Source organism: Acetobacterium sp., from assembly GCF_036508315.1.
GTDB lineage: Bacteria > Bacillota > Clostridia > Eubacteriales > Eubacteriaceae > Acetobacterium.
In genome coordinates, this window is sequence record NZ_DATCHP010000101.1 from 1 (window position 1) to 22,038 (window position 22,038).

A 22,038-nucleotide genomic window follows, 5' to 3' on the forward strand; every position below is an offset into this window, starting at 1 on the left:
AACCTCCATAGCAAAATCCATTGCCAGGGCACTTAATCGAAAGTATGTACGAATGTCTTTAGGGGGAATGCGTGACGAAGCTGAGATTCGTGGCCACCGCCGAACCTATATTGGTGCCATACCGGGAAGAATCATTTATAATATTAAAAAATGCGGCACTCGAAATCCACTCTTTCTTTTAGATGAAGTAGACAAACTGGGCCAGGATTTTAAAGGGGACCCGGCCTCAGCGTTACTTGAGGTTTTAGATCCGGAACAAAACAATACCTTTACGGATCACTATATGGAATTGCCTTTTGACCTTTCCCAGGTGCTTTTTTTAACCACGGCCAATGCCCTGTCATCCATTCCGCGACCCTTATTGGATCGGATGGAAATTATTGATGTGAACGGTTATGTTGAAAGTGAAAAAGTTGAGATCGCTAAGAGATATCTTATCCCTAAGCAGCTGGAAATCCACGGGTTAAAAAAATCAACCTGTAAAATCAGTGAAACTGTTATAAAGAACACCATTGAGTATTACACAAGAGAGTCCGGGGTTCGTGAACTCGAACGTAAAATCGCTCAAATCTGTCGTGTTGCAGCCAAAGAAATCGTTGAAAAAGATCGCAAAAGCATTAGTGTTACCCAAAAAAATCTTGAAAAATTTCTGGGAAAACATCAATATTCCTTTGAAACAGTTGGGGATAAAAAAGAAGTCGGGGTTGTTAACGGCCTTGCCTGGACATCCGTTGGCGGAGACACCCTTCAAATTGAAGTTATTGTGGTAGATGGTACCGGAAAAATTGAATTGACTGGTCAGTTGGGGGACGTCATGAAGGAGTCTGTAAAAGCGGGAATCAGTTATATCCGTTCCAAAGCAGAAGATTTGGGTGTCAGATCGGATTTTTATTCCAAGAAAGATATTCATTTACATGTCCCTGAAGGAGCAGTTCCGAAAGATGGCCCATCAGCAGGGATTACCATTGCAACAGCGCTGGTTTCAGCACTAACCAATAAGCCAGTGCCTCAGAATCTTGCAATGACCGGTGAGATTACCTTAAGAGGTCGGGTTCTCCCCATCGGAGGACTTCGGGAAAAACTCACAGCTGCCCATCGGGCCGGCATTAAAGAAATCATTTTACCCAAAGAAAATGAAAAGGATCTTGAAGACGTGCCAAAGGTTGTTTTAGAAGCACTTCATATTCAGTCTGTATCAAACATGTCTGAGGTTATTGAAATTGTTTTTAACCAGTTATAAAAGGATAAGTCAGATCCTAAGAACATTAGAAATGGAGTAAATTATGAAAGTAACAAAAGCAGAGATTGTCATCAGTGCTGTGGCGGAAGCCCAGTATCCTGTTGACAATCTGCCTGAAATTGTCCTGCTGGGACGATCAAACGTAGGAAAGTCATCATTTGTTAATACCCTTATTGAACGAAGGGGATTAGCGCGCACCAGCTGCCAGCCAGGAAAAACACAAACCATGAACTTTTATCGGATCAATGATCTTTTTCATTTTGTAGATATGCCTGGTTATGGCTATGCCAAGGTTTCTAAAACCGAACGGGAAAAATGGGGAAAGATGATTGAAAAATATTTAAGAAATCGGGAAAATGCTGTCCTGATTTTTCAACTCATGGATTCTCGGCATGTGCCATCCGAAGATGACCGACTCATGCATGAATGGTTAACCTATTATGGATTAAACCCGGTAATTATCGGAACAAAATCAGATAAAATTTCAAGAACGAATCAAAAAAAATCAATTAATCAGATTGTAAAAGCACTGGATTTAAGGGATACCCGGGAAATTATCTTTTTCTCTACCGAAACAAAGGAAGGAAAAGAAGAGGCCTGGGCTAAAATAGAGTCAGTATTGTAATAAAACAATAAGAGCTACCCACAGGTAGCTCTCATGTTGTCGACAAACGACCGTCCCGACCAATTGTTAATCAGTTGTATGCTTCAATTCGTACAGGCTGTCGCCTGTTCGCCTTAATGCACACAACACGATGTAACTAATTGTCGGTACTGCTTTATCAATTTGTCTAAAGTCACGGAGCTACCCATCGGTAGCTCTTTCTCGTGGTGGGGAAGCGCAAATATGATTGGAGGAAAAAACAGATCATGAATGAACTGGAAATCAGAAAATTCGCAAAGAATCTGGACATTGATTTGATTGGTTTTTTTTCCACTGATTCGTTGGTTGAATGTCTGCCACACCTTGAAAAGCGTGTATCCCAGGGTTTCTTCACCGGGTTTGAAGGGGGAACACCGGAAGAGCGCATTGATTATCATCGCGATTTTCCCAGTGCAAAATCGGGGATTGTCATAGGAATTAATTATTATCAGGAGGTGAAAAAACCAGTGGATGACAAATCCAGGGGAGCTTTGGCAGCCGTTGCCTGGGGAAAGGATTATCATCTGGTCCTTCGAGAAAAGATGTTGCTCTTAATGGCGAAGATAAACTATGAACTGACGCGTCAGGGAAAACAGACTGTGATTTATAAAAGCTATGTGGATAACAGTCCCTTGGTAGACCGGGGCTCTGCATATAGAGCCGGATTAGGGTTTTTTGGTAAAAATAATTGTCTGATTAATGAAACCCTAGGGAGTTATTTTTTTATCGGACAAATTCTCTTGGATTATGAAATCGATTTTGAACCTGTAAAGCCTATTCCCGATGGTTGCGGTGATTGTCATCGTTGTCTCGATGCTTGCCCTCAGGGGGCTTTGGGACAGGGATTCAGCCTTGAACCTTCACGATGCACGGCTTATCTTACTCAAAAAAAAGAATTAACCGATGAAGAAGAAAGTCGGGTGAACAATTCTCTTTATGGGTGCGATTTATGTCAGCAGGTTTGCCCCTACAATCGGGATTTGGAAAGAACAAAAGAAAAAGATTTTTGGATAGAACCAGAAACAGCTTATCCTGAAATAAAAGAAATCGTAAATTTATCAAACAAAGGGTTTCAAAGGAAGTTTGGAAAAACTTCAGCAGGATGGCGTGGTAAAAAAGTCCTGGTACGCAATGCTAAACTCTTTGAGAAAAATCAAAAATAAGCATGATAAATTGAAGCATAAATGCTATAATGATGAGGTTAATGAACTTTTAATTTTTTTATTTAAATGGAGGTACGAATGGTACGAAATCGTTTTGCGCCGAGTCCGACAGGAAATGTCCACGTAGGCAGTCTGCGGACAGCGTTATATAATTATTTATTTGCAAAGAAAACGGGTGGAGATTTTTTACTCCGTCTAGAAGATACAGATCAGACACGCTTCGAGGAAGGGGCAGTGGACAATCTGCTTAATGCCTTAAACCTTACCGGAGTTATTCCCGACGAAGGATTGATTAAAATCAATGGTGAGGTCATGCAAAGGGGGGACTTCGGCCCCTATATACAGTCCGAACGTTTGGATATCTATCAAAAATATTTAAAAACACTGGTGGACAATGGTGATGCTTACTACTGCTTCTGTACCAAAGAGCGGTTGGAGGAAGTCCGTGATTCTCAAAAGAAAGCTGGACAAACACCAAAATACGATGGACATTGCCGTGATCTTAGTCCGGCGGAAGTTCAGTCGAAAATTGACGCCGGAATACCTTATGTTATTCGATTAAAATTACCTGAAAATGTTGTCCTCAGTTTTGAGGATGGGGTTCGCGGAATTATTGAAATGAATACCAATGACTTGGATGATCAGGTGCTGCTTAAAACCGATGGCTTTCCAACCTACCATTTGGCGGTAGTAATAGATGATCACCTGATGGGGATTACCCACGTTATTCGTGGTGAAGAATGGTTGCCATCAACCCCGAAACATGTCTATTTATACCAGTGCTTTGGTTGGGAGGCGCCTGAATTCATTCACCTGCCGAATATTTTAAATGATGACCATAAAAAATTAAGTAAACGTCAGGGTGATGTTTCCGTAGGAGATTTCCTGGCTAAAGGATATTTGCCGGAGGCCTTAGTCAATTATCTGGCGCTTTTAGGCTGGAGTCCTGAGGATGATCAGGAAATATTTACGATGGAGGAACTCATTCAGGCCTTTGACATTTCCAGGATTAACAAGTCAGGAGCCGTTTTTGATCGATCCAAACTTAATTGGATGAATGCCCATTATATCAAGGAATTGCCCATTGAGATTTTAGTCAAAAACCTGGTTCCTTTTCTGGTGAAAGCAGGCACTATTAATAATGAAGACGTTGAATTACGAAAAGATTGGCTAGAAAAAATCGGAGAGCTTCTTCGGGATCGCATTGAGTATTTCGCCCAGTCTACAGAAAAACTGGCCTTGATTTTCAAAAACGATTTTGTAGTCACTGATGAGGAAGCATTGGAATTTCTCAGGTTAGAGTCAACAAAACGTCTTTATCAGGTGTTGGTTGAAAAAATTGAAGCCACCGATGTTCTGGATGCTTCCCGTGGCAAAGCAATTCTCAAGGAAATTCAAAAACAGGAAAAAATCAAAGGCAAGATGTTGTATATGCCAAGTCGGATTATGATCACCGGCGAAATGCATGGTCCGGATCTTACATTGATTATGGATGTTTTGGGGAAAGAAGAAATATTGGCACGGCTAATTTCCATGAAGCCGATAATAGCGTAAAGATAAAAAAAATAAAAATGGATAATTTTTAGGTTCTTTTCAAAGTTAGTTGAAATAATATATATCACGTCATGAATCATATGTAAAATTCTCGTTTTTCATGATAACCAATTATACGTTCAACTAACATTGGTAAGAACCAATTTTTATTTATGAATAAAGGAGAAGAGCGTGTGGATAAGAAGAATATACATAGAAAAAGTGTGATCAAGTTAATTGCAATCACCTTAAGTATTGCTCTTGTGGGCTATATATTATTTTATGGTATCACCGTTGGTGTTTACAACATTGGAAATATTGGTAAGAGCATCAATTACGGTTTGGATTTAACCGGAGGGGTAAATGTTGTATTAGAGGCTCAGTCCACCGATGCAGATCCGGTAACGTCTGAAAAAATTGACTCTTCAATTTTAACAATACGTCAAAGAATTGATTCCATCGGCGTGTCAGAACCTACCATAACAAAACAGGGTGATAATCGAATTCGTGTTTCAATCCCATCAGTCAGTGATCAGGAAGAGGCGTTGAACCTTATTGGTAAAACAGCTCAGTTAGAGTTTTTAGGACCGGATGACTCAGTTATTCTAACGGGGAAAGACGTTATTGATTCTAAGGGTGTCATGCAAACTGATAATAGCGGTGTAGAAAAAGCGGTAGTTACCCTTAAATTCAGTGAAGAAGGAACCAAGCTTTTTGCTGATGCCACTCAAAAATACCAGGGACAAATAATAAAAATTAAACTGGATGATGAAGTCATTTCTTCGCCTACAGTTAATGTTGTCATCACTTCAGGGGAAGCTGTGATTGAGGGAATGAAAGATATAGATGAAGCCGGAAACCTGGCATCATTAATCAGAGGAGGGGCACTCCCGGTTAAACTTGAACCTGTGGAAATTCGAACCATTGGTCCTACTCTGGGACAAAATTCCCTAAGTGAAAGTATTTTTGCAGGAATTATCGGGATTAGTCTGGTTCTTATTTTCATGCTGGTCGTTTATAGAGGACTGGGATTTCTGGCAGATCTTGCACTTCTTATTTATATTATAATTGTACTGACCATCATGACTGCCCTCAATGTAACCCTAACACTTCCGGGAATCGCTGGTCTTATTCTCACGGTAGGTATGGCGGTGGATGCCAATGTTATTATTTTCTCTCGAATCCAGGAGGAGGCCCGTTCGGGGAAATCTTTGTTAACCTCCATAGATGTTGGCTTTGCAAGAGCCTTTGGTACAATCCTGGATTCAAATGTAACCACTCTCATTGCGGGATTTGTTCTTTTTTTTCTTGGAAGCGGAAGCGTCCAGGGCTTTGCAGTCACTCTGATTTTAGGGATTCTGGTGAGTATGTTTACCGCAATAGTTATTACAAAAAGACTAATAAAAATTTTGGTTAAAACAGGCTTATTTAACAATAACGCCTTTTACGGATTATAGGGAGGGGACCATAATGAAAAGAATACAAGTTGCAGAAAAAAATAAACTATGGTTTACTCTCTCTTTAATATTAGTTACCATAAGTCTTGGTTCCCTTTTTATTCAGGGACTTAACTTTGGGATTGATTTTATTGGTGGAACCATTGTGACCATGGAGTTACATGCGCCTTTCGAAGAAGCAGATGCTCGAGGGATTGTGGATAAGTTTGATACCGGGGCAGATATAACCTATGCCGGTGACGCTAAAACTCAGGTGATCATTACAACTAAAAAAAGTTTGAATACAGAGGAGCGGCAGGCCTTGTTTTCAGGTTTTCAGGAAAAATACAACCTGCAGGCGGCAGATCTTTTATCCATTGATACAGTGAATCCTTCTATTGGTAAGGAAATGGCGAGTAATGCCATCATTGCCATTGTTGTTGCCGTGTTATTGATGCTGGTATATATTACTTTCCGTTTTGAATTTCTCTTTGGAATAACCGCTGTTATCGCCTTGGTTCATGACTTGATTGTTGTTTTAGGGGTATATTCGATTTTTCAAATTCAAGTAAACTCGCCATTTATTGCAGCGATGCTAACGGTGCTGGGGTATTCAATCATGGATACAGTTGTTGTTTTCGACCGTATTCGGGAAAATCGGCCTAAGTTTGGGAAACATGCCTATTTGGATTTGGTGGACACCAGTGTAACACAAACCATTGTCCGAAGTATTAATACTTCCCTTACGACTTTAATAGCCATTACTTCATTGTATATCTTTGGGGTTCCGGCAATCAAGGATTTTGCCTTGCCATTAATGGTAGGAATTGCCATTGGAACCTATTCTTCAATTTTCAATGCTAGTGCTCTCTGGTATACAATCAAAGAGTATCAATTTAAAAGGCATGAAAAAGCAATTGCAAAATAAGGTGCATGAGACCATGATTTTAACTCAGTAATTGAGCGCCAGAGATGAATTTCTCTGGCGTTTATTTTTAGGTGCCCTTGGCGTATAGTAATCTAATGGACGACTAAAATATGACTGGAATTGTCAATGTTTTATTTAAGATTTGTTTCAAGGTTTTTATATAATAAAGTATTTATGTGATGGATCAGAAAAGCCAATCGAGACAAAGTATCAATAGCTCCTTACTTTGCAATAACAGTATGGTATAATATCAACATTTATATAAAATCGAAATAGGTAGGTAAAGATGAATCAAAGAGAAGAGAAAAAAAAGGGTTGGCTTTTTAAATGTTTGAAGAAATATTCCAATGTAGTATTCTTTATTATAATAGTTGGAGTCACAGCCTTGATTATTTTAACCCAGGTTGATCCGCAAACATTTCTTAATATCATAAAAGAAACAAAGGTTGAATTCTTGCTTTTGGGGATTAGTTGTATCTTTATTTATTGGATTTTAGAAGCATATATGTTATTAAAACTCATGAAATCCGAAAAACAGAATGAAAAGTTTTCATTTGCCTTTACCTTGACCATGGTTGGTCAGTATTACAATCTTCTTGATCCCAGTTCCAGTGGCGGGCAACCACTCCAGCTTTATGAAATGTCTAAAAAAGGCTATGGTCTGGGAGCAGGTACAGCGGTTCTCGTTAAAAAATATGCACTGTATCAGGTAACCATTACTTTTCTTGCAATAATAGCGACTATTTTTTGTATTACGGAACTCCATCAAAGCCTGGCTGCTGCCAAGTGGCTGATTGTCATTGGTCTTATTTTAAATGTCGCAGCAGTTATTATGATTTTTATCCTGATCTACAACCCAAAGGCTGGAAAGAGAATTTTATTAGGTTGCGTGAAGCTTTTGCTAAAATTGCATATCCTTAGAGATCCGGAAAAAAATTACAGAAAAATTGATCATTTCTTAGGTGAATATAGAATAGCCATAAAATCCTTAACAAGTGAAAGATGGGAAACCTTTAAATTATTTTTGATTTCCATTGTGCAAATGTTAATTTTTTACGCTGTTAATTATTGTGTTTATTTGTCTTTGGGATTACACGATACTAATGCCATAACCATTATTTCGCTTCAGGCTATTCTCTATGTAGCAGTGGCCTTTATACCAACACCTGGTGCGGCCGGAGGAGCTGAAGCAGGCTTTTTATTAATTTTCGGACCCATATACGGAGCTGGAAATGCCCCAATAGCCATGATTCTATGGCGTTTCATCAGCTTTTATTTCATTCTTGTTTTTGGAGCGGCTTATTTATCCATTCATTCCCTTAAAATGGGCAAAGAGAAGGCTAAAGAAATTGGAAATGAACTCTCTACCGGGGTTGATCATCTGATTGAAGAAACTGAGAAATAAAACCTGATACAACCAATTCATATCTAAACAATCCTCACTGCGGTTTCAGAAATGTGTCGAATCCAGTACTCATTTTTGGATGATATGCATCGGATAAGATAAATATATTACAAAGAGGTTAAAACAATGACAGCAAAAACTAAATGGAATCCACGCAATAGTGAAAAAGACAATAAAAATGCAGAAAATAGGCACAAATTAATTAGCGATTTAATGTGCAGCTTTGGATTAAGTCCCTTAACTGCTGAAATTTTGATCAACCGAGGGTGTACTTCCGTTGATGCAGGCCGTCGTTATCTTAAACCAGGTCTAGAGGATTTGCATGATCCCTTTTTACTTCAAGATATGGAAAAAGTGGTAAAACGGATCATTGAAGCAAAGACAAAGAACGAAAAGATATGTCTTTACGGGGATTATGATGCGGATGGAACAGCCGGGGTTTCGGTGCTGTTAAAATTCATGAAGAGTCAGGAATATAATGTTGACTACTATATTCCTAATCGCCTGGAAACAGGATATGGTCTTCATATCGCATCGCTGGAAACTCTTATTGATGAGGGTGTAAATCTCATTATTACCATCGATAATGGTATTTCAGCTAATGAACAAATTGACTTTTGCAAGACAAAAAATGTGGATGTAATTGTAACGGATCATCATGAATGTCACGGAACCCTTCCGGATGCATTTGGCATAATTAATCCCAAACGACCAAACTCTGACTATCCCTTTAGAGACCTTTGCGGAGCTGGGGTTGCGTTAAAGCTAATTCAGGCTTTAATCACAAAGCTTGAATTATCAGTGGATCTACAGGAAACCATTGAGTGCGTGGCTTTGGCCACAGTAGCTGATTTAGTGCCTCTTCGGGATGAAAATCGGACTCTGGTATCTCTGGGCTTGGAGTATCTCAATCATGCTCCGATGAATTTAGGAATACAGGCCTTAATGAAAGTGAGCGATATAAAAGAATTGAAAGCCTGGCATTTTGGGTTTGTCCTGGGACCTAAAATTAATGCAGCAGGTCGCCTGGGAGAGGCGAACCGTATTGTCGAGCTGCTCACAGAAAGGGATCCTCAAAAGCTAACAGTCCTGGCAGAATTTCTCAGTGAAGAGAATCGCAAGCGACAGGAATTGGAACTGAAAATATTGGATGAGGCCCTAAAGGTGGTTGAAACCAACCGACTTTTCGAACAGGATATTCTGGTTGTTGTCGGGGATGGTTGGCATTCAGGGGTTATTGGTATTGTTGCCAGTCGGCTTCAGGAAAAATATTATGGCCCTGTGATTGTCATTGGAATAGAAAATGGTATTGGAAAAGGATCCTGTCGAAGCGTGGATGGATTTAATATTTTTGAAGCCCTGTCTTCTTGTAATGATTTATTTACAGGCTTTGGAGGTCATGCCATGGCGGCCGGGTTTTCAATCCCCGAAGAAAATATTATTAAGATGGCAAGTGATATAAATGCTTATGGAAAATCCGTCAATCTGAAAGACAGTCTTGTTAAACGACTTTATTATGACAGTGAAATAAAACCGGAGGAAGTCACCTGGGAGCGCTTAAAAGAACTTGAGCTTTTTGAACCCTGTGGTATTGGAAACCCGGGGGTTCAGTTTATGATGAACAACACCGTCTTAAAATCCGGAGGGAGGATGGGGAAAGAAAAGACCCATCTTTATTTAAACTTTCAAAATTTTCGAGGGGTGGGTTTTGGGTTAGGCGATTTTCTGAGTGTCATGCCTGAGATTGCATTTGGAGGTCAGCCAGGCATCGGGCTCGTGTGTCGGTTGGATAGCAATGAGTTCCGAGGAGAAAAATCCATTCAGTTAGTAATTAAAGACATTAAAAAAAATCCCGTTTGGGAATTTGAATCTGCCAAGGTGTTGGTCAAATTAATTGTGAAAGAAAAAAATCCAATGGAAAAAATTGAGGTCATCCTTGATGGCATTTTCCCAGGTGAGCTGGCCTTAAATCGGGGTACCTTAAGACTTGCATATGGCCTTATGAAAAAATGTGGTAATCAGGGAATAACCATTCAGAAAACCGGTGAAGTCTGTAAAAATCTGTCACCCTTTCATTTGCTTCTAGCCTGTGAGACCTTAAGAGAAGCAGGTCTCATCGCATACGCTTTGAAAAATGACACCTTATTCTTTAAATTAATTCAAACAGACGAAAAAAAGGATATTCAAAAGACACAACTAATGATAAAATTGAGTGATATATTAAATTTTAGCAAGGGAGAATACTAATGAATCTTAAAGAAAAAATTTCAGTCTACGAAAACTTTCCCAAAGAAGGAATAAGTTTTAAAGATATTAATAGTCTCATACTTGAACCAAAAGCCTTTAAACTGGTTATCGACGAAATGCTTAAAGTAGCCAGGTCTTTAGATGCAAATATCATCGCAATCCCCGAAGCCAGAGGCTATATTTTTGGAACACCATTGGCTTATTTACTCGGTGTTGGGTTGGTTACTGTGAGAAAACCCGGGAAACTTCCTGGTGAAATTTCTTCTGAAGAGTATGATTTAGAATATGGTTCAAATATTATTGAAATTCAAAGGGCCGCCATTAAACCAGGAGACCGTATTATTGTAGTCGATGATCTTTTAGCCACAGGAGGTACCATTATGGCGGCAACAAAGCTCATTGAAAAGCTAGATGGCGAAATCGCAGGTATTATTACCTTAATTGAACTAACCGACCTTGGTGGTCGGGAAGTGCTGAAAGATTATTTTGTTCATTCATTTATTACCTATCCCTGTTAAACTGGGGGCTTAAATTTAAAAAGAGGCAGAAACAATATGGAAAATGATACAATAAGAGGAAAAATTGACAATGTAATAAACCTTGTAAAGGTAAATAATCCTGATGCCAATGTAGATATGATTAATAAGGCATATGAATTGGCTCGGGAAGCACACAAGGATCAAAAGCGTCTATCCGGTGAGGAATATGTTATTCATCCGGTTTCTGTTGCCTATATTCTGGCTGAAATGCAAATGGATACGGAAACCATTGTGGCAGCCATTTTGCATGATGTTATTGAGGACACTGTTTATTCGTATGACTACATAAAAGAAGCATTTAATGAACAGGTCGCAGATTTGGTGGAAGGCGTTACTAAAATCGGACGAATCGCCTTTCAATCAAAGGTTGAAAGTCAGGCAGAAAACCTTCGAAAAATGATTCTTGCCATGTCAAAAGACATTCGGGTCATCCTCATAAAATTAGTGGATCGCCTTCATAATATGCGGACACTGGAATATATGCGTGAATCAAAACAAATTGAAAAAGCTAAAGAAACTTTGGATATTTACGCACCTCTGGCAAATCGTCTTGGGATTTCCACCATTAAATGGGAGCTTGAAGATCTTTCTCTCAAATACCTTGACCCGGCCGGATACTACGATTTAGTTCAAAAAATAAAAACGAAGAAAAGCACCAGAGAGGCCTACATTGCCATGGTTATTAATATTCTTTCCAAAGAGATTGAAAAGGTTGGAACCAATGCAGAGATTTATGGCCGTTCTAAGCATTTTTATAGTATTTATCGAAAAATGAAAATTCAGAACCGTAATTTTGATGAGATCTATGACCTTATCGCGGTTCGGGTGATTGTCGATTCGCTAAAAGACTGTTACGGCGTTTTAGGAGTGGTACACTCCCAATGGACCCCAATTCCGGGACGATTTAAAGATTACATTGCCATGCCAAAACCAAACCTCTATCAATCCATTCATACCACGGTGATGGGACCTAAAGGAGAACCTTTCGAAATCCAAATCAGAACCAGAGAAATGCACGAAACCGCAGAATATGGCATCGCGGCGCACTGGAAATACAAAGAAGGCCGGATCGATTCAAAGGATTCTAAATACGAAGAGCAAATGAACTGGCTTCGCCAAATGCTTGAGCTTCAAAGAGATTCAGAAGATGCCGGAGAATTAGTGGAAACCATTAAGGTGGATTTGCTTAATGAAGAGGTTTATGTATTTTCACCTAAAGGTGCAGTGGTTCCCCTACCGGCAGGATCCTGTCCCCTTGATTTTGCCTATCGTATTCATAGTGATATTGGAAATCATTGCGTCGGAGCACGAGTCAATAACAAAATTGTTCCACTAAACAGTCCCTTAAAAAGTGGGGATATTGTGGAAGTGATGACCTCTAAAAATTCCAATGGCCCCAGCCGGGACTGGCTGAGCTTTGTTAAAAGTCCCCACGCAAGAAACAAGATCAAGCAATATTTTAAAAAAGAAGAAAAGGATGAAAATATCCAAAAAGGCCGGACAATACTTGAACGAGAAATAAAGCGTGAAGGTTTGCAACATTCAAATCTTTTAAATCTGGCCAACCTGGAGATGCTTGCCGAGAAGTGCGCTTTCAAATCCTTAAATGATTTTTATGCAGCGATTGGTTATAATGGTATAAAAACAGGAACTGTTTTTCAAAAAATGCGGCTTTTATTTCCGAAAGAATTCCCTGAGGAAGAAATTGTTCTTAAAAAGCCTCAGAGAGAATATAAACCAAGCAGCAATACTGTTATTGTGGAAGGTCACAACGATATTGATGTCCATTTTGCAAAATGCTGCAATCCGGTGCCGGGGGACAAAATTGTTGGTTATATCACCAAAGGCCGCGGTATTTCAGTCCATCGGGCGGACTGCTCAAATGTCCTTAATTTAAGTGATCCCGCCCGGATTGTCGTGGTGGAATGGAACAAATACAGTACCGGGTCATTTACTGCAGAAATTCATATTAAAGCAACCGAGTCACAGGGAACTATCATCAAAATTGCAAAAACTTTTATGGAATTGAAAATTCCGGTGACAGCACTGAATTCAAAAAATGAAAAAAACGAATACGACTTTTTTGCCGCAACCTTTGAGGTGAAAAGCCGTCGGGAATTAAATTTACTCATCAAGAACTTAAATAAAATCAGTGAAATTATACAGATTTATCGAGTATAAGGAGAAATAATGCGGGCAGTGATACAACGCGTATCTTCTTCAGAAGTGCGAATTAACAAAGAAATCGTTGATACTATCGGTTTTGGTTTAAATGTGCTGTTAGGTATTAAAGAAGATGATACTGAAGCAGATATGAACTATATCATTCATAAACTCATTCATCTTAGAATCTTTGAAGATGATGATGGAAAAATGAATCAATCAATTTTAGAGGTCGATGGTGAGATATTGCTGGTTTCTCAGTTTACACTTTATGGCGACTGCAGAAAAGGAAGACGACCAGGTTTTTCCAGAAGCGGACCAGTAGACGAGGCTCAGAAAAAGTACGATGTTTTTGTTGAGAAGCTGCGGTTGGAACCTCTAAAAAAGGTTGCAACCGGAGTTTTTCAGGCAGAAATGGAAGTTCGGATTATTAACGATGGACCGGTCACGTTGTTACTTGACAGTGAAAAACAATTTTAGGAGGAATTATGGAAATAAGAAAACTTTCCCTGGGACAAATGGGAACCAATTGTTATGTGCTTTGGGATGAAAATTCGCTTGAAGCAGCAGTCATTGATCCGGGAGCTGAAGATCGTCGCATCCTGGATATTATTGAAGAAAATAAACTAAAGGTAGAATATATTCTTTTAACCCATGGGCATTTTGATCATCTTGGTGGCGTTAATCAGGTGAAAGCATCAACAGGGGCCAAGGTTTTCATTCATGAAGAAGATGCGGACTGTTTGACAACACCGATGAGGAATCTTTCAGTTTTAGCAGGCATGAAGCTTGAACTTGATCCTGCAGACGGTTTGCTTTCTGAGAATGAAGCCATTCATCTCGGAGAACTTAACATTCGTGTGATTCATACTCCAGGACATTCCAAAGGAGGGGTATGCTTTTTAGTGGAGGATACCCTTTTTGCCGGGGACACTCTGTTTAACACATCCATTGGACGAACCGATTTCGCAGATGGTGATCTTGATGAATTGTTAGGAAATATCAGTTCGAAGATTTTTGTTTTAAATGATGACATAAAAGTTTTACCGGGTCATGGTGAAAATACCACTGTCGGTTATGAAAAGAAACATAATCCCTTTCTTCAGGGACAGTCATAAGGAAGGCTTTCATGAGAATTCTTCGTTTTGATTTAGAACGCCCGGACCTGGAATACTATTTTCATGAATTATACCAAGCCTTTGATCCAGGTGTGAAAAATATTCTTGAAGGTGATTCTGATGGCGTTCTCACTCAGAAGTGTGAAGGAAAAACGCTGGTTTTAACCTTGTCCTGGGAGGGATTCCAGCCACTAGAACGGCATTTTGAATTTAATAGGAATGATGATCCTCTTGATAAAAGTATTTACAAGGGGTTTCTTTATGAACTTTTGTGTGAATATTTTGGTAAAACTCTGGAATGGGGCACCTTAACAGGAATAAAGCCAGTCAAAATCGTTCAAAATTATCTTCGTGAAGGAATGTCTATTTCTTCGATTGAAGATAAGTTTAAAAAATATTATCGGGTGAGTTCTGACCGTACACAATTGCTGATAGATATGGCCATCAGGCAAACGCCCTTTTTAATAACCAAAAATGGAAGTATTAACAAGAAACATGTCAGTGTTTATGTTGGTATTCCTCTATGTCCTGCGAAATGCACTTATTGCTCATTTATATCCACCATAGTCGATAAAAATGCCAATAATTTAGAGCTGTATTTTAAAAATTTACTTGCGGAGGTGTATCGTATTGGAGAAACTTTTAACAGCCATGGCATTAGCATCGATACGCTGTACATTGGTGGAGGAACTCCCACAGTTTTAAGCGCCGAACAGTTAGAAATACTGATGACTGCAATGGAGAAATCATTCGATCTTTCAAAACTACGTGAGTATACCCTGGAAGCCGGCCGACCGGAAACCATTACTAAAGAAAAATTAGAGGTCGCCAAAACCCATGGGGTTGGCAGACTTTGCCTTAATCCCCAAACCATGAATTCTCAAACATTAGAGACTGTAGGAAGATACTGGGAAAAAGGGTTAATTGAAAAACAGGCAGCATTGATTCAGTCAATGGGTTTTAAAACGATGAATATGGATCTCATTATTGGTTTAGCTGATGAAAGTCCGGAAGATTTTTTATTTTCTCTTAAAACGGTTATGGCATTGGTTCCGGAAAACATTACAATTCACAACCTTTCTATAAAAAAAGGATCAATAATAAAGCATGATAATGGCATTCATGTCGGAAAGGGTTATGGCGAGGATTTTTATCAGACGGTTAGAAAACGGCTCAGTGATAATGGTTACGATCCTTACTATTTGTATCGACAAAAATATACCCAGGGCAACAGTGAGAACATCGGTTATTCAAAAGCTGGACATGAAGGGATCTACAATATTTTAATGATGGCAGAAAAACAATCCATTATTGGGATTGGCGCAGGATCCACCGGAAAGCTTTATGATCCGGCTAATGATAATATCCAGCGAGTGATTACCGTAAAGGATATTAAGACCTATAATGAACGCTTTGATCAGTTGATAGAAAAAAAGATTAAAGCATATCATTTTTTCGATTTTTAACTGTTAAAAGTAACTTTCTAAATTCAAGTTCTGTAAAAAGCGGGGGTAGGGAACTACCTCCGCTTTTTATATTTAATCTTTATATTTAGAAGTGATCGGGTATAAGTTATAAGTATTGGCATGATGATTTTGAATTCTGACTTGACATTTTTGTCTTATCTTCATTATAATGTAAAGGTTAAGATGATAAAATATCATGACTATATATTTGGAGGTATAATGAAGACTTTTTATAGAAATGCCCTGTGTGGGGAATTAAATGCAAATGACGTCGGGAAGATCGTAGAACTTTCCGGATGGGTAGATAATCGAAGAAACCTGGGAGGTGTGCTTTTTATTGATCTGAGGGACCGCTCAGGGAAGGTTCAGCTGGTTGTCAATGAAAAGCAGCCTGAAGCCTTTGAAGTGGCTGAAAAGGTTAGAAATGAATTCGTTTTGAATATTAAGGGCGAAGTCGTTTTAAGAAGTGAACAGAACATTAATAAAAACCTTCCTACTGGAGAGATTGAAGTGGAGATTAAGGAATTAACCATTCTTGATACCGCAGAAACTCCGCCAATTTACATTGAAGATAATGACCAGACTAACGAAGCAGTGCGTCTGAAATACCGTTACCTTGATTTAAGAAAACCGAAATTCCAGAAAATGTTAATGACACGACATAAAACAGCAAGCCTTGCCAGAAACTTTTTAAGTGACCATGGATTTTGCGAAATCGAAACCCCAATGCTTGCAAAACCAACCCCGGAAGGGGCCCGGGATTTTTTAGTACCTTCACGGGTTCAGAAAGGTAAATTCTTCGGATTGCCTCAGTCACCGCAATTATTCAAACAAATCTTAATGATTTCAGGAATGGATCGTTATTATCAAATTGTAAAATGCTTCCGTGACGAAGATCTCAGGCAGGATCGTCAACCGGAATTTACGCAAATCGACATGGAAATGTCCTTTGTTGATAAAGATGATATTATTGCGGTCAACGAAGAAATGATTGCGAAAATCATGAAAGAAATAAAGGGTGTTGACGCTCAGATACCGATGTTAAGAATGACGTACAAAGAAGCCATGGATCAATATGGTTCTGACAAACCGGACACCCGTTTTGGTTTGAAACTCATTGATTTATCCGATATTGTCGCCAATTCAGAGTTTAAGGTTTTTTCAGGTGCTGTGAAAAAGAAAGGCACCGTCCGAGCCATTAATGCTAAGGGCGCCCAGGCTAAATTAAGTAAAAAAGGAATTAAAGGCCTCGAAAGCTTTGCAAAGATTTACAAAGCGAAAGGGCTTGCATGGATTGACGTCTCCGATGGGGAAATGAAGTCACCAATTCTTAAATTCATATCTGAGGACGAAAAACAGGCTATTTTTGCAAGAACCGATGCAGAGCCAGGAGATTTAATTTTTATTGTTGCCGACACGGATGAAATTGTTTGTAATGCTTTGGGTCAGTTAAGACTGGAATTAGCACGAAAGCTGGAATACGATCTGGAAGGTCAATACAATTTCCTTTGGGTGACCGATTTTCCATTACTTGAGTATGATCCTGAATCCGGAAAGTACACTGCAAAGCATCATCCTTTTACAGCACCTTTGCCCGAGGATTTACAATATCTTGAAACAGATCCTAAACGGGTTCGGGCAGATGCGTTTGACATGGTTATCAACGGGGTTGAACTCGGTGGCGGAAGCATTCGTATTCACAATCAAAAAATCCAGGAACGGGTTTTCACAGCCTTGGGCTTTACCAGAGAAGCTGCCTGGGAACAGTTTGGATTTCTCTTGGAAGCACTGAAATATGGCACACCACCTCATGGCGGACTTGCTTTTGGCCTCGATCGGCTGGTAATGTTACTCACGGACAATGATAATATCCGTGATGTCATTGCTTTTCCTAAAACTCAAAACCATGGTTGTTTAATGATGGATGCCCCCGGTAGTGCAGAACTGGATCAACTCATTGACCTTGGTATCAGTCTTGATGAACTCTAATGAAAGAAATTGGAATTATCATTGATACAAAGGGAAAAATTGCACGAGTCCAAATACAACGACATTCTGCCTGTGGTGATTGTGGCGCCTGCCATATGAGTAAGCAAAAGTCAACCATGGAGGCCATGGCAAAAAACCCTATTGGTGCTAAAACAGGGGAAACGGTAGAAGTTGAAATGCAGTTTGCCAGTGTATTTAAGGCAGCTTCAATTATGTACGGAATCCCCTTGGTAGCATTCTTGTTTGGGAGTAGTATTACCTATTATCTGATTATAAGTTTAGGACTGAACTGGGATCAGTCATTGGTGCCTTTCTTTTCTGGAATCGCATTATTAGCGGTTGCCTATGGCGGCATTAAATATTTTGATAAAAAGGGTGTATTTAACAGCAAATATCAACCGGTAATCACAGCGATCATTGAAAAAAAAGAAGTTGAAAAAATACCCATGAAAAAAATAATGGGGTGATTTTATTGGATGTCGGTGTTCTTAAGAATACCGACACTTTTAAGATTTAATGGCATTTATTTAATTCAATAATATTAAGAAGTAGAGGAAAATAAAAAAACAACTTGATTAATGGCATATAAATCATTATAATGATTTTACTGTCTGGGTGTAGCGCAGCTTGGTAGCGCGCTTGACTGGGGGTCAAGAGGCCGGAGGTTCAAATCCTCTCACTCAGACCATTTTTTTTAAAGGTGAAAATATGAGTCAAAAAAAGAGAAAAAAAAATAGACGCGTCATTTTACGCAGTAAAATATTTTTAGGAAGCGTTTTTTTTTTATTGTAGCGATCATCATTGTTACTAGCTATCGTGGAAATATGAGTATGCTTCTTGAAAAAATACAGTATACTGAATCGCATAAAACGGAATTATATTTTTTTAAAGATGTCGATTATAAGGTTATTGATGATTTTAAAGCCAGTGATCTCACCCTTGCAGAAGGAGAGAAGGCGAATGGATATAAAGCTCTGACAAACACCCCTAAGGTTGTGAATACTGCCTTTATTAACGAGGAAATTGCTGTAATTGATAAGATCATAGCAGAGCAATACTATAATAACTGGGGTAGAATCGTCGGAGATGTTGTTTCAAATTATCAGGGTTTATCAAGCATTACCAGTCAGATTGGTGAAACAGAACGGGAACGAAAGAATTTTCTCATTGAATCTGTTCAGTACATGGGTCAGGATCTTGCGACTCTTCAAAAAACCCGTGAAGATCTTGTGGGTTTAAGTGATGGTGCACCGAGAAATATCAGCCTTAACGATTTGAAAATGCTTTCCAGCGGGTATGTTTATACCACAATTAAGCCTGTTGAAAAAATAGTTGATGAGAATATGCTTCCCTATGTTAATCTGGCCTTTTTAAAATCGGTGAGTAAAATTGACCAGGAATCTCAAACGCTTCTTAAGGTTATTAATAATGACCATGTTTATGTGGCATTTACAATTCCTGAGGGAACAAGTATCATGGGAGAAAATGAAGTTCTTGCACTTAAGTCTGAAATGATGGGCACGGATGATCCCGGTGTTAACCAGGCATTTTATGACTTTTTAGTTAAACGTGTTGATCAATTGTACTATTTTCCTCAGCTTCGCTTTAAATACGAGGATAAAGTTTATTCAGGTTATTTTGTGGATGTAATAAAAGAAGGCGATCAAAAGATAATAGTATTAATGATTAAAGACTACATTAATGATTTTTCAAATGTGGTGATCGGTGATGGTGAGGTATATATCCAGGATTATAAAGCCTTTAAAATACCTCAAAGTGCTGTGTTTAAAGTCAATGGAGAAACTAAAGTAGATACCGTAACCAAAGGGTATTTTAGTGATCCAACATCGGTAACCGTTGAAAAAGACATTCTTGGGAAATCAATTTTAAAAGCTGATGATAATCCAGGGCTGAATAGCGGAATGCGAATTAAAATTTACCCTTAAGGAAGTGAAAGCGTGATTGCTGATAATATCAGAAAAATTGAGTCCGAGCTTCCAGAGCATGTGAGACTTGTTGCAGTAACAAAATATCATAGTCTGGAAGATACCCAGGCTGTCATAGATGCAGGTGTCTTTGATCTGGGAGAGAGCAGAGTTCAAGATTTTCTAAAGAAATATGAAGTTTTAGGAGATGGTCCGCGTTGGCATTTTATTGGGCATCTTCAAAAAAATAAAGTTAAATATCTAATCGGTAAAACCTTTCTCATCCACTCAGTGGATTCATTGGAACTGTTGGAAGTTATTGATCGTGAAAGCAAAAAAAAAGGTTTAATTACTTCAATATTACTTCAATTGAATCTCGCCAGAGAGGATAGTAAATCAGGCTTTTTAGAAGAAGACTTAAACAGTGTACTTAAGGTTATTCCACGGTACAAAAATATTAAAGTCCTGGGGATTATGGCAATGGGGCCATTGACACAAAATAATGAAGAAATTCGAAATGTTTTTGTGGAATTAAAAAGAATATATGATAGAATAAAAGAGGAATCTCTGAGCAGCGCTATCCAAATGGAATATTTGTCCATGGGGATGACAGATGATTATAGAATTGCAATAGAAGAAGGTTCCAATATGATAAGAATTGGAAGAAAAATATTTAATAGTTAGGAGATATACTATGGCAGCAGAAAAATTCAAGGATAAAATTATTAAGGTTTTTGGTATGGAAGTGGATAATGAGGACGGTTACGAAGAAATATACGATGAGGATGTTTATGACGATCATTCTGATGATAACAAGAGTGCTTTCAGTACACCAAAGACAAAGAAGTCAGCCGCATCACGTCGAAGTGACGTATCTGCTAATGAAGGGCCAGAAGTATTAGTATTGGAACCAGAAGTTTTCAAGGATGCTCCAGGTATTTGCAATAAAATTCGAGCTGGTAAAACAGTGGTATTAAATTTAAAAAACACTGATTATGAAAATGGTCGTAAGATATTTGACTTTTTAAGTGGTGCACTTTTTGCATTGGATGGTTCTTTAAATAAAATTGCAGACAATGTGTTTATTCTTGCACCAAAACAGGTGTCAGTATTAACGAATCCGGAAAGAGAAGAAGTTGAGTTCAATCCTGCTATTTTAGAGTGGGATGAGGGAAAAGAATAGGTTTATATGACTCAGAACATTTTGATACAGGCAGGCGATTTTTTATTTCAGGCAATCACATACTTAATTATTATTAACGTTGTATTTAGCTGGATAAGACCAAATCCTAACAATGTCATTGTAAAAACCATCTATGGTCTGACTGAACCGATTCTAACTCCATTAAGACGTTTTACAGTTTTTGGTGCACTTGACATGTCTGCCTTTGCAGCAATCTTATTAATTCAATTTATGCTGTTTCCTTTTTACAAGATGGTGGTTTCACTTATCTTCTAGTAAGTGTGTCTAAAATCCAGAAATAGGAAAGGGAAAATTTATGGTGGAAAAAAAAGACGTCTTTTTATTATCTCGTATTGAAGATGCATGTGCAAAAAATTTCGAACCACATTTTTTTGATTTTTATGATGAAACACTGCAGCATAAGATAGAGGACACTATAAAGCATTATGGTGTCCCTTATCTATTTTTTGGAGGGCAACCTGAGGCAGAGCGAAAAATGCTGTGTATTTATCCGGATTATATAGAGGAACAAGATCTCGAATGGCCGATTTTTGGTATTGTTTTTCAGAAAACATCACCCATTGACCACCGTAATGTGCTTGGTGAATTAATGCACATGGGAATTACCAGAGAAAGTCTTGGGGATATAGACCTGAGTGATGATCTGGTTCAAGTTATTGCCAACAAACGCCTTCAGGACTTTTTTCTGATTAACTTTAACAAAGTGAGCGGACACAGTATCAAGCCAAAATTTATTGACTGCTCAGAAATTAAGGCCTTTGAAAGAAATTTTAAACGTCTTAACCCGGTGGTGGCCTCTAATCGAGTGGATGGAATCATAAACAAGATATGGGGTTTTTCAAGGCAGGACAGTCTTGTCTATATTAAACAGGGAAAAGTTCGGGTTAATTATGAAGTCATCTCAAAAAGTGATTTCAGAATTAACCCGAATGATATTATTTCTGTGAGAGGGAAAGGAAAAGCGATGATCATTGCGATGGATCACCTTACAAAAAAAGGAAATATTCGTATGGAAGTTGATAAATATATTTAATAATAA

The 22,038-nt window shown here is 38.6% G+C and carries 20 protein-coding genes and 1 tRNA gene; all 21 read left to right on the top strand.

The genetic code is table 11. The annotated features are described in order from the left end of the window. On the top strand, positions 1–1,240 hold a 1,240-nt coding region (gene lon / locus VIK44_RS12095), incomplete at its 5' end, for an endopeptidase La (RefSeq protein WP_331554146.1). Positions 1,241–1,283: 43 nt separating this feature from the next. Beyond that, positions 1,284–1,865 carry a ribosome biogenesis GTP-binding protein YihA/YsxC gene (gene yihA, locus VIK44_RS12100; RefSeq protein WP_331554147.1) on the top strand — a complete coding sequence of 194 codons (582 nt, stop codon included), beginning with the start codon at positions 1,284–1,286 and terminating at the stop codon, positions 1,863–1,865. A 245-nt stretch (positions 1,866–2,110) separates the two neighbouring features. Then, a complete protein-coding gene (gene queG, locus VIK44_RS12105; RefSeq protein WP_331554148.1) occupies positions 2,111–3,046 on the top strand; it encodes a tRNA epoxyqueuosine(34) reductase QueG in 936 nt (311 codons plus the stop codon). 78 nt (positions 3,047–3,124) lie between these two features. Continuing rightward, positions 3,125–4,600 carry a glutamate--tRNA ligase gene (gene gltX / locus VIK44_RS12110; protein WP_331554149.1) on the top strand — a complete coding sequence of 492 codons (1,476 nt, stop codon included), beginning with the start codon at positions 3,125–3,127 and terminating at the stop codon, positions 4,598–4,600. A 152-nt stretch (positions 4,601–4,752) separates the two neighbouring features. After that, positions 4,753–6,036 (top strand): protein translocase subunit SecD, encoded by a 1,284-nt coding sequence (gene secD / locus VIK44_RS12115; RefSeq protein WP_414637077.1) that lies wholly within the window; start codon positions 4,753–4,755, stop codon positions 6,034–6,036. 13 nt (positions 6,037–6,049) lie between these two features. Further along, positions 6,050–6,943: a protein translocase subunit SecF gene (gene secF, locus VIK44_RS12120; RefSeq protein ID WP_331554151.1), complete on the top strand. Its 894-nt coding sequence runs from the start codon at positions 6,050–6,052 to the stop codon at positions 6,941–6,943. Positions 6,944–7,229: 286 nt separating this feature from the next. Further along, positions 7,230–8,348: a lysylphosphatidylglycerol synthase transmembrane domain-containing protein gene (locus VIK44_RS12125; RefSeq protein ID WP_331554152.1), complete on the top strand. Its 1,119-nt coding sequence runs from the start codon at positions 7,230–7,232 to the stop codon at positions 8,346–8,348. A gap of 126 nt (positions 8,349–8,474) precedes the next feature. After that, positions 8,475–10,595: a single-stranded-DNA-specific exonuclease RecJ gene (gene recJ / locus VIK44_RS12130; protein ID WP_331554153.1), complete on the top strand. Its 2,121-nt coding sequence runs from the start codon at positions 8,475–8,477 to the stop codon at positions 10,593–10,595. Then, positions 10,595–11,113 (top strand): adenine phosphoribosyltransferase, encoded by a 519-nt coding sequence (locus tag VIK44_RS12135; protein WP_331554154.1) that lies wholly within the window; start codon positions 10,595–10,597, stop codon positions 11,111–11,113. Before recJ ends, VIK44_RS12135 begins: the two co-directional genes overlap by 1 nt. Positions 11,114–11,149: 36 nt before the next feature. After that, complete coding sequence (locus VIK44_RS12140) at positions 11,150–13,315, top strand: bifunctional (p)ppGpp synthetase/guanosine-3',5'-bis(diphosphate) 3'-pyrophosphohydrolase (protein WP_331554155.1); 2,166 nt, start codon at positions 11,150–11,152, stop codon at positions 13,313–13,315. A 9-nt stretch (positions 13,316–13,324) separates the two neighbouring features. Then, a complete protein-coding gene (dtd, locus tag VIK44_RS12145; RefSeq protein ID WP_331554156.1) occupies positions 13,325–13,777 on the top strand; it encodes a D-aminoacyl-tRNA deacylase in 453 nt (150 codons plus the stop codon). An 8-nt stretch (positions 13,778–13,785) separates the two neighbouring features. Beyond that, the gene (locus VIK44_RS12150) at positions 13,786–14,415 is read left to right on the top strand and encodes an MBL fold metallo-hydrolase (protein WP_331554157.1); all 630 of its coding nucleotides are present in this window, start codon (positions 13,786–13,788) and stop codon (positions 14,413–14,415) included. Positions 14,416–14,426: 11 nt separating this feature from the next. Beyond that, complete coding sequence (hemZ, locus tag VIK44_RS12155; RefSeq protein ID WP_331554158.1) at positions 14,427–15,881, top strand: coproporphyrinogen dehydrogenase HemZ; 1,455 nt, start codon at positions 14,427–14,429, stop codon at positions 15,879–15,881. Positions 15,882–16,100: 219 nt separating this feature from the next. After that, positions 16,101–17,870 (top strand): aspartate--tRNA ligase, encoded by a 1,770-nt coding sequence (aspS, locus tag VIK44_RS12160; protein ID WP_331554159.1) that lies wholly within the window; start codon positions 16,101–16,103, stop codon positions 17,868–17,870. Then, entirely contained in the window at positions 17,870–18,337 is a 468-nt protein-coding gene (locus VIK44_RS12165) for a SoxR reducing system RseC family protein (protein ID WP_331554160.1), read from the top strand. The genes aspS and VIK44_RS12165 overlap by 1 nt, the downstream gene beginning before the upstream one ends. Positions 18,338–18,481: 144 nt before the next feature. After that, positions 18,482–18,558 (top strand) — tRNA-Pro (locus tag VIK44_RS12170). A 142-nt stretch (positions 18,559–18,700) separates the two neighbouring features. Beyond that, positions 18,701–19,816: a hypothetical protein gene (locus VIK44_RS12175; protein ID WP_331554161.1), complete on the top strand. Its 1,116-nt coding sequence runs from the start codon at positions 18,701–18,703 to the stop codon at positions 19,814–19,816. 12 nt (positions 19,817–19,828) lie between these two features. Next, positions 19,829–20,479, top strand: coding sequence for a YggS family pyridoxal phosphate-dependent enzyme (locus VIK44_RS12180; RefSeq protein WP_331554162.1), 651 nt, complete (start codon positions 19,829–19,831; stop codon positions 20,477–20,479). 10 nt (positions 20,480–20,489) lie between these two features. Further along, positions 20,490–20,978 (top strand): cell division protein SepF, encoded by a 489-nt coding sequence (locus VIK44_RS12185; protein WP_331554163.1) that lies wholly within the window; start codon positions 20,490–20,492, stop codon positions 20,976–20,978. 6 nt (positions 20,979–20,984) lie between these two features. After that, positions 20,985–21,254, top strand: a complete 270-nt coding sequence (locus VIK44_RS12190) for a YggT family protein (protein ID WP_331554164.1) — start codon at positions 20,985–20,987, stop codon at positions 21,252–21,254. Positions 21,255–21,294: 40 nt separating this feature from the next. Next, complete coding sequence (locus VIK44_RS12195) at positions 21,295–22,032, top strand: YlmH/Sll1252 family protein (protein WP_331554165.1); 738 nt, start codon at positions 21,295–21,297, stop codon at positions 22,030–22,032. Positions 22,033–22,038: the final 6 nt, after the last annotated feature.

Coding starts and splice junctions, on each gene's coding strand:
- yihA (WP_331554147.1), top strand. CDS start 1,284: ATGAAAGTAACAAAAGCAGAGATTGTCATCAGTGCTGTGGCGGAAGCC.
- queG (WP_331554148.1), top strand. CDS start 2,111: ATGAATGAACTGGAAATCAGAAAATTCGCAAAGAATCTGGACATTGAT.
- gltX (WP_331554149.1), top strand. CDS start 3,125: ATGGTACGAAATCGTTTTGCGCCGAGTCCGACAGGAAATGTCCACGTA.
- secD (WP_414637077.1), top strand. CDS start 4,753: ATGAATAAAGGAGAAGAGCGTGTGGATAAGAAGAATATACATAGAAAA.
- secF (WP_331554151.1), top strand. CDS start 6,050: ATGAAAAGAATACAAGTTGCAGAAAAAAATAAACTATGGTTTACTCTC.
- VIK44_RS12125 (WP_331554152.1), top strand. CDS start 7,230: ATGAATCAAAGAGAAGAGAAAAAAAAGGGTTGGCTTTTTAAATGTTTG.
- recJ (WP_331554153.1), top strand. CDS start 8,475: ATGACAGCAAAAACTAAATGGAATCCACGCAATAGTGAAAAAGACAAT.
- VIK44_RS12135 (WP_331554154.1), top strand. CDS start 10,595: ATGAATCTTAAAGAAAAAATTTCAGTCTACGAAAACTTTCCCAAAGAA.
- VIK44_RS12140 (WP_331554155.1), top strand. CDS start 11,150: ATGGAAAATGATACAATAAGAGGAAAAATTGACAATGTAATAAACCTT.
- dtd (WP_331554156.1), top strand. CDS start 13,325: ATGCGGGCAGTGATACAACGCGTATCTTCTTCAGAAGTGCGAATTAAC.
- VIK44_RS12150 (WP_331554157.1), top strand. CDS start 13,786: ATGGAAATAAGAAAACTTTCCCTGGGACAAATGGGAACCAATTGTTAT.
- hemZ (WP_331554158.1), top strand. CDS start 14,427: ATGAGAATTCTTCGTTTTGATTTAGAACGCCCGGACCTGGAATACTAT.
- aspS (WP_331554159.1), top strand. CDS start 16,101: ATGAAGACTTTTTATAGAAATGCCCTGTGTGGGGAATTAAATGCAAAT.
- VIK44_RS12165 (WP_331554160.1), top strand. CDS start 17,870: ATGAAAGAAATTGGAATTATCATTGATACAAAGGGAAAAATTGCACGA.
- VIK44_RS12175 (WP_331554161.1), top strand. CDS start 18,701: ATGCTTCTTGAAAAAATACAGTATACTGAATCGCATAAAACGGAATTA.
- VIK44_RS12185 (WP_331554163.1), top strand. CDS start 20,490: ATGGCAGCAGAAAAATTCAAGGATAAAATTATTAAGGTTTTTGGTATG.
- VIK44_RS12190 (WP_331554164.1), top strand. CDS start 20,985: ATGACTCAGAACATTTTGATACAGGCAGGCGATTTTTTATTTCAGGCA.
- VIK44_RS12195 (WP_331554165.1), top strand. CDS start 21,295: ATGGTGGAAAAAAAAGACGTCTTTTTATTATCTCGTATTGAAGATGCA.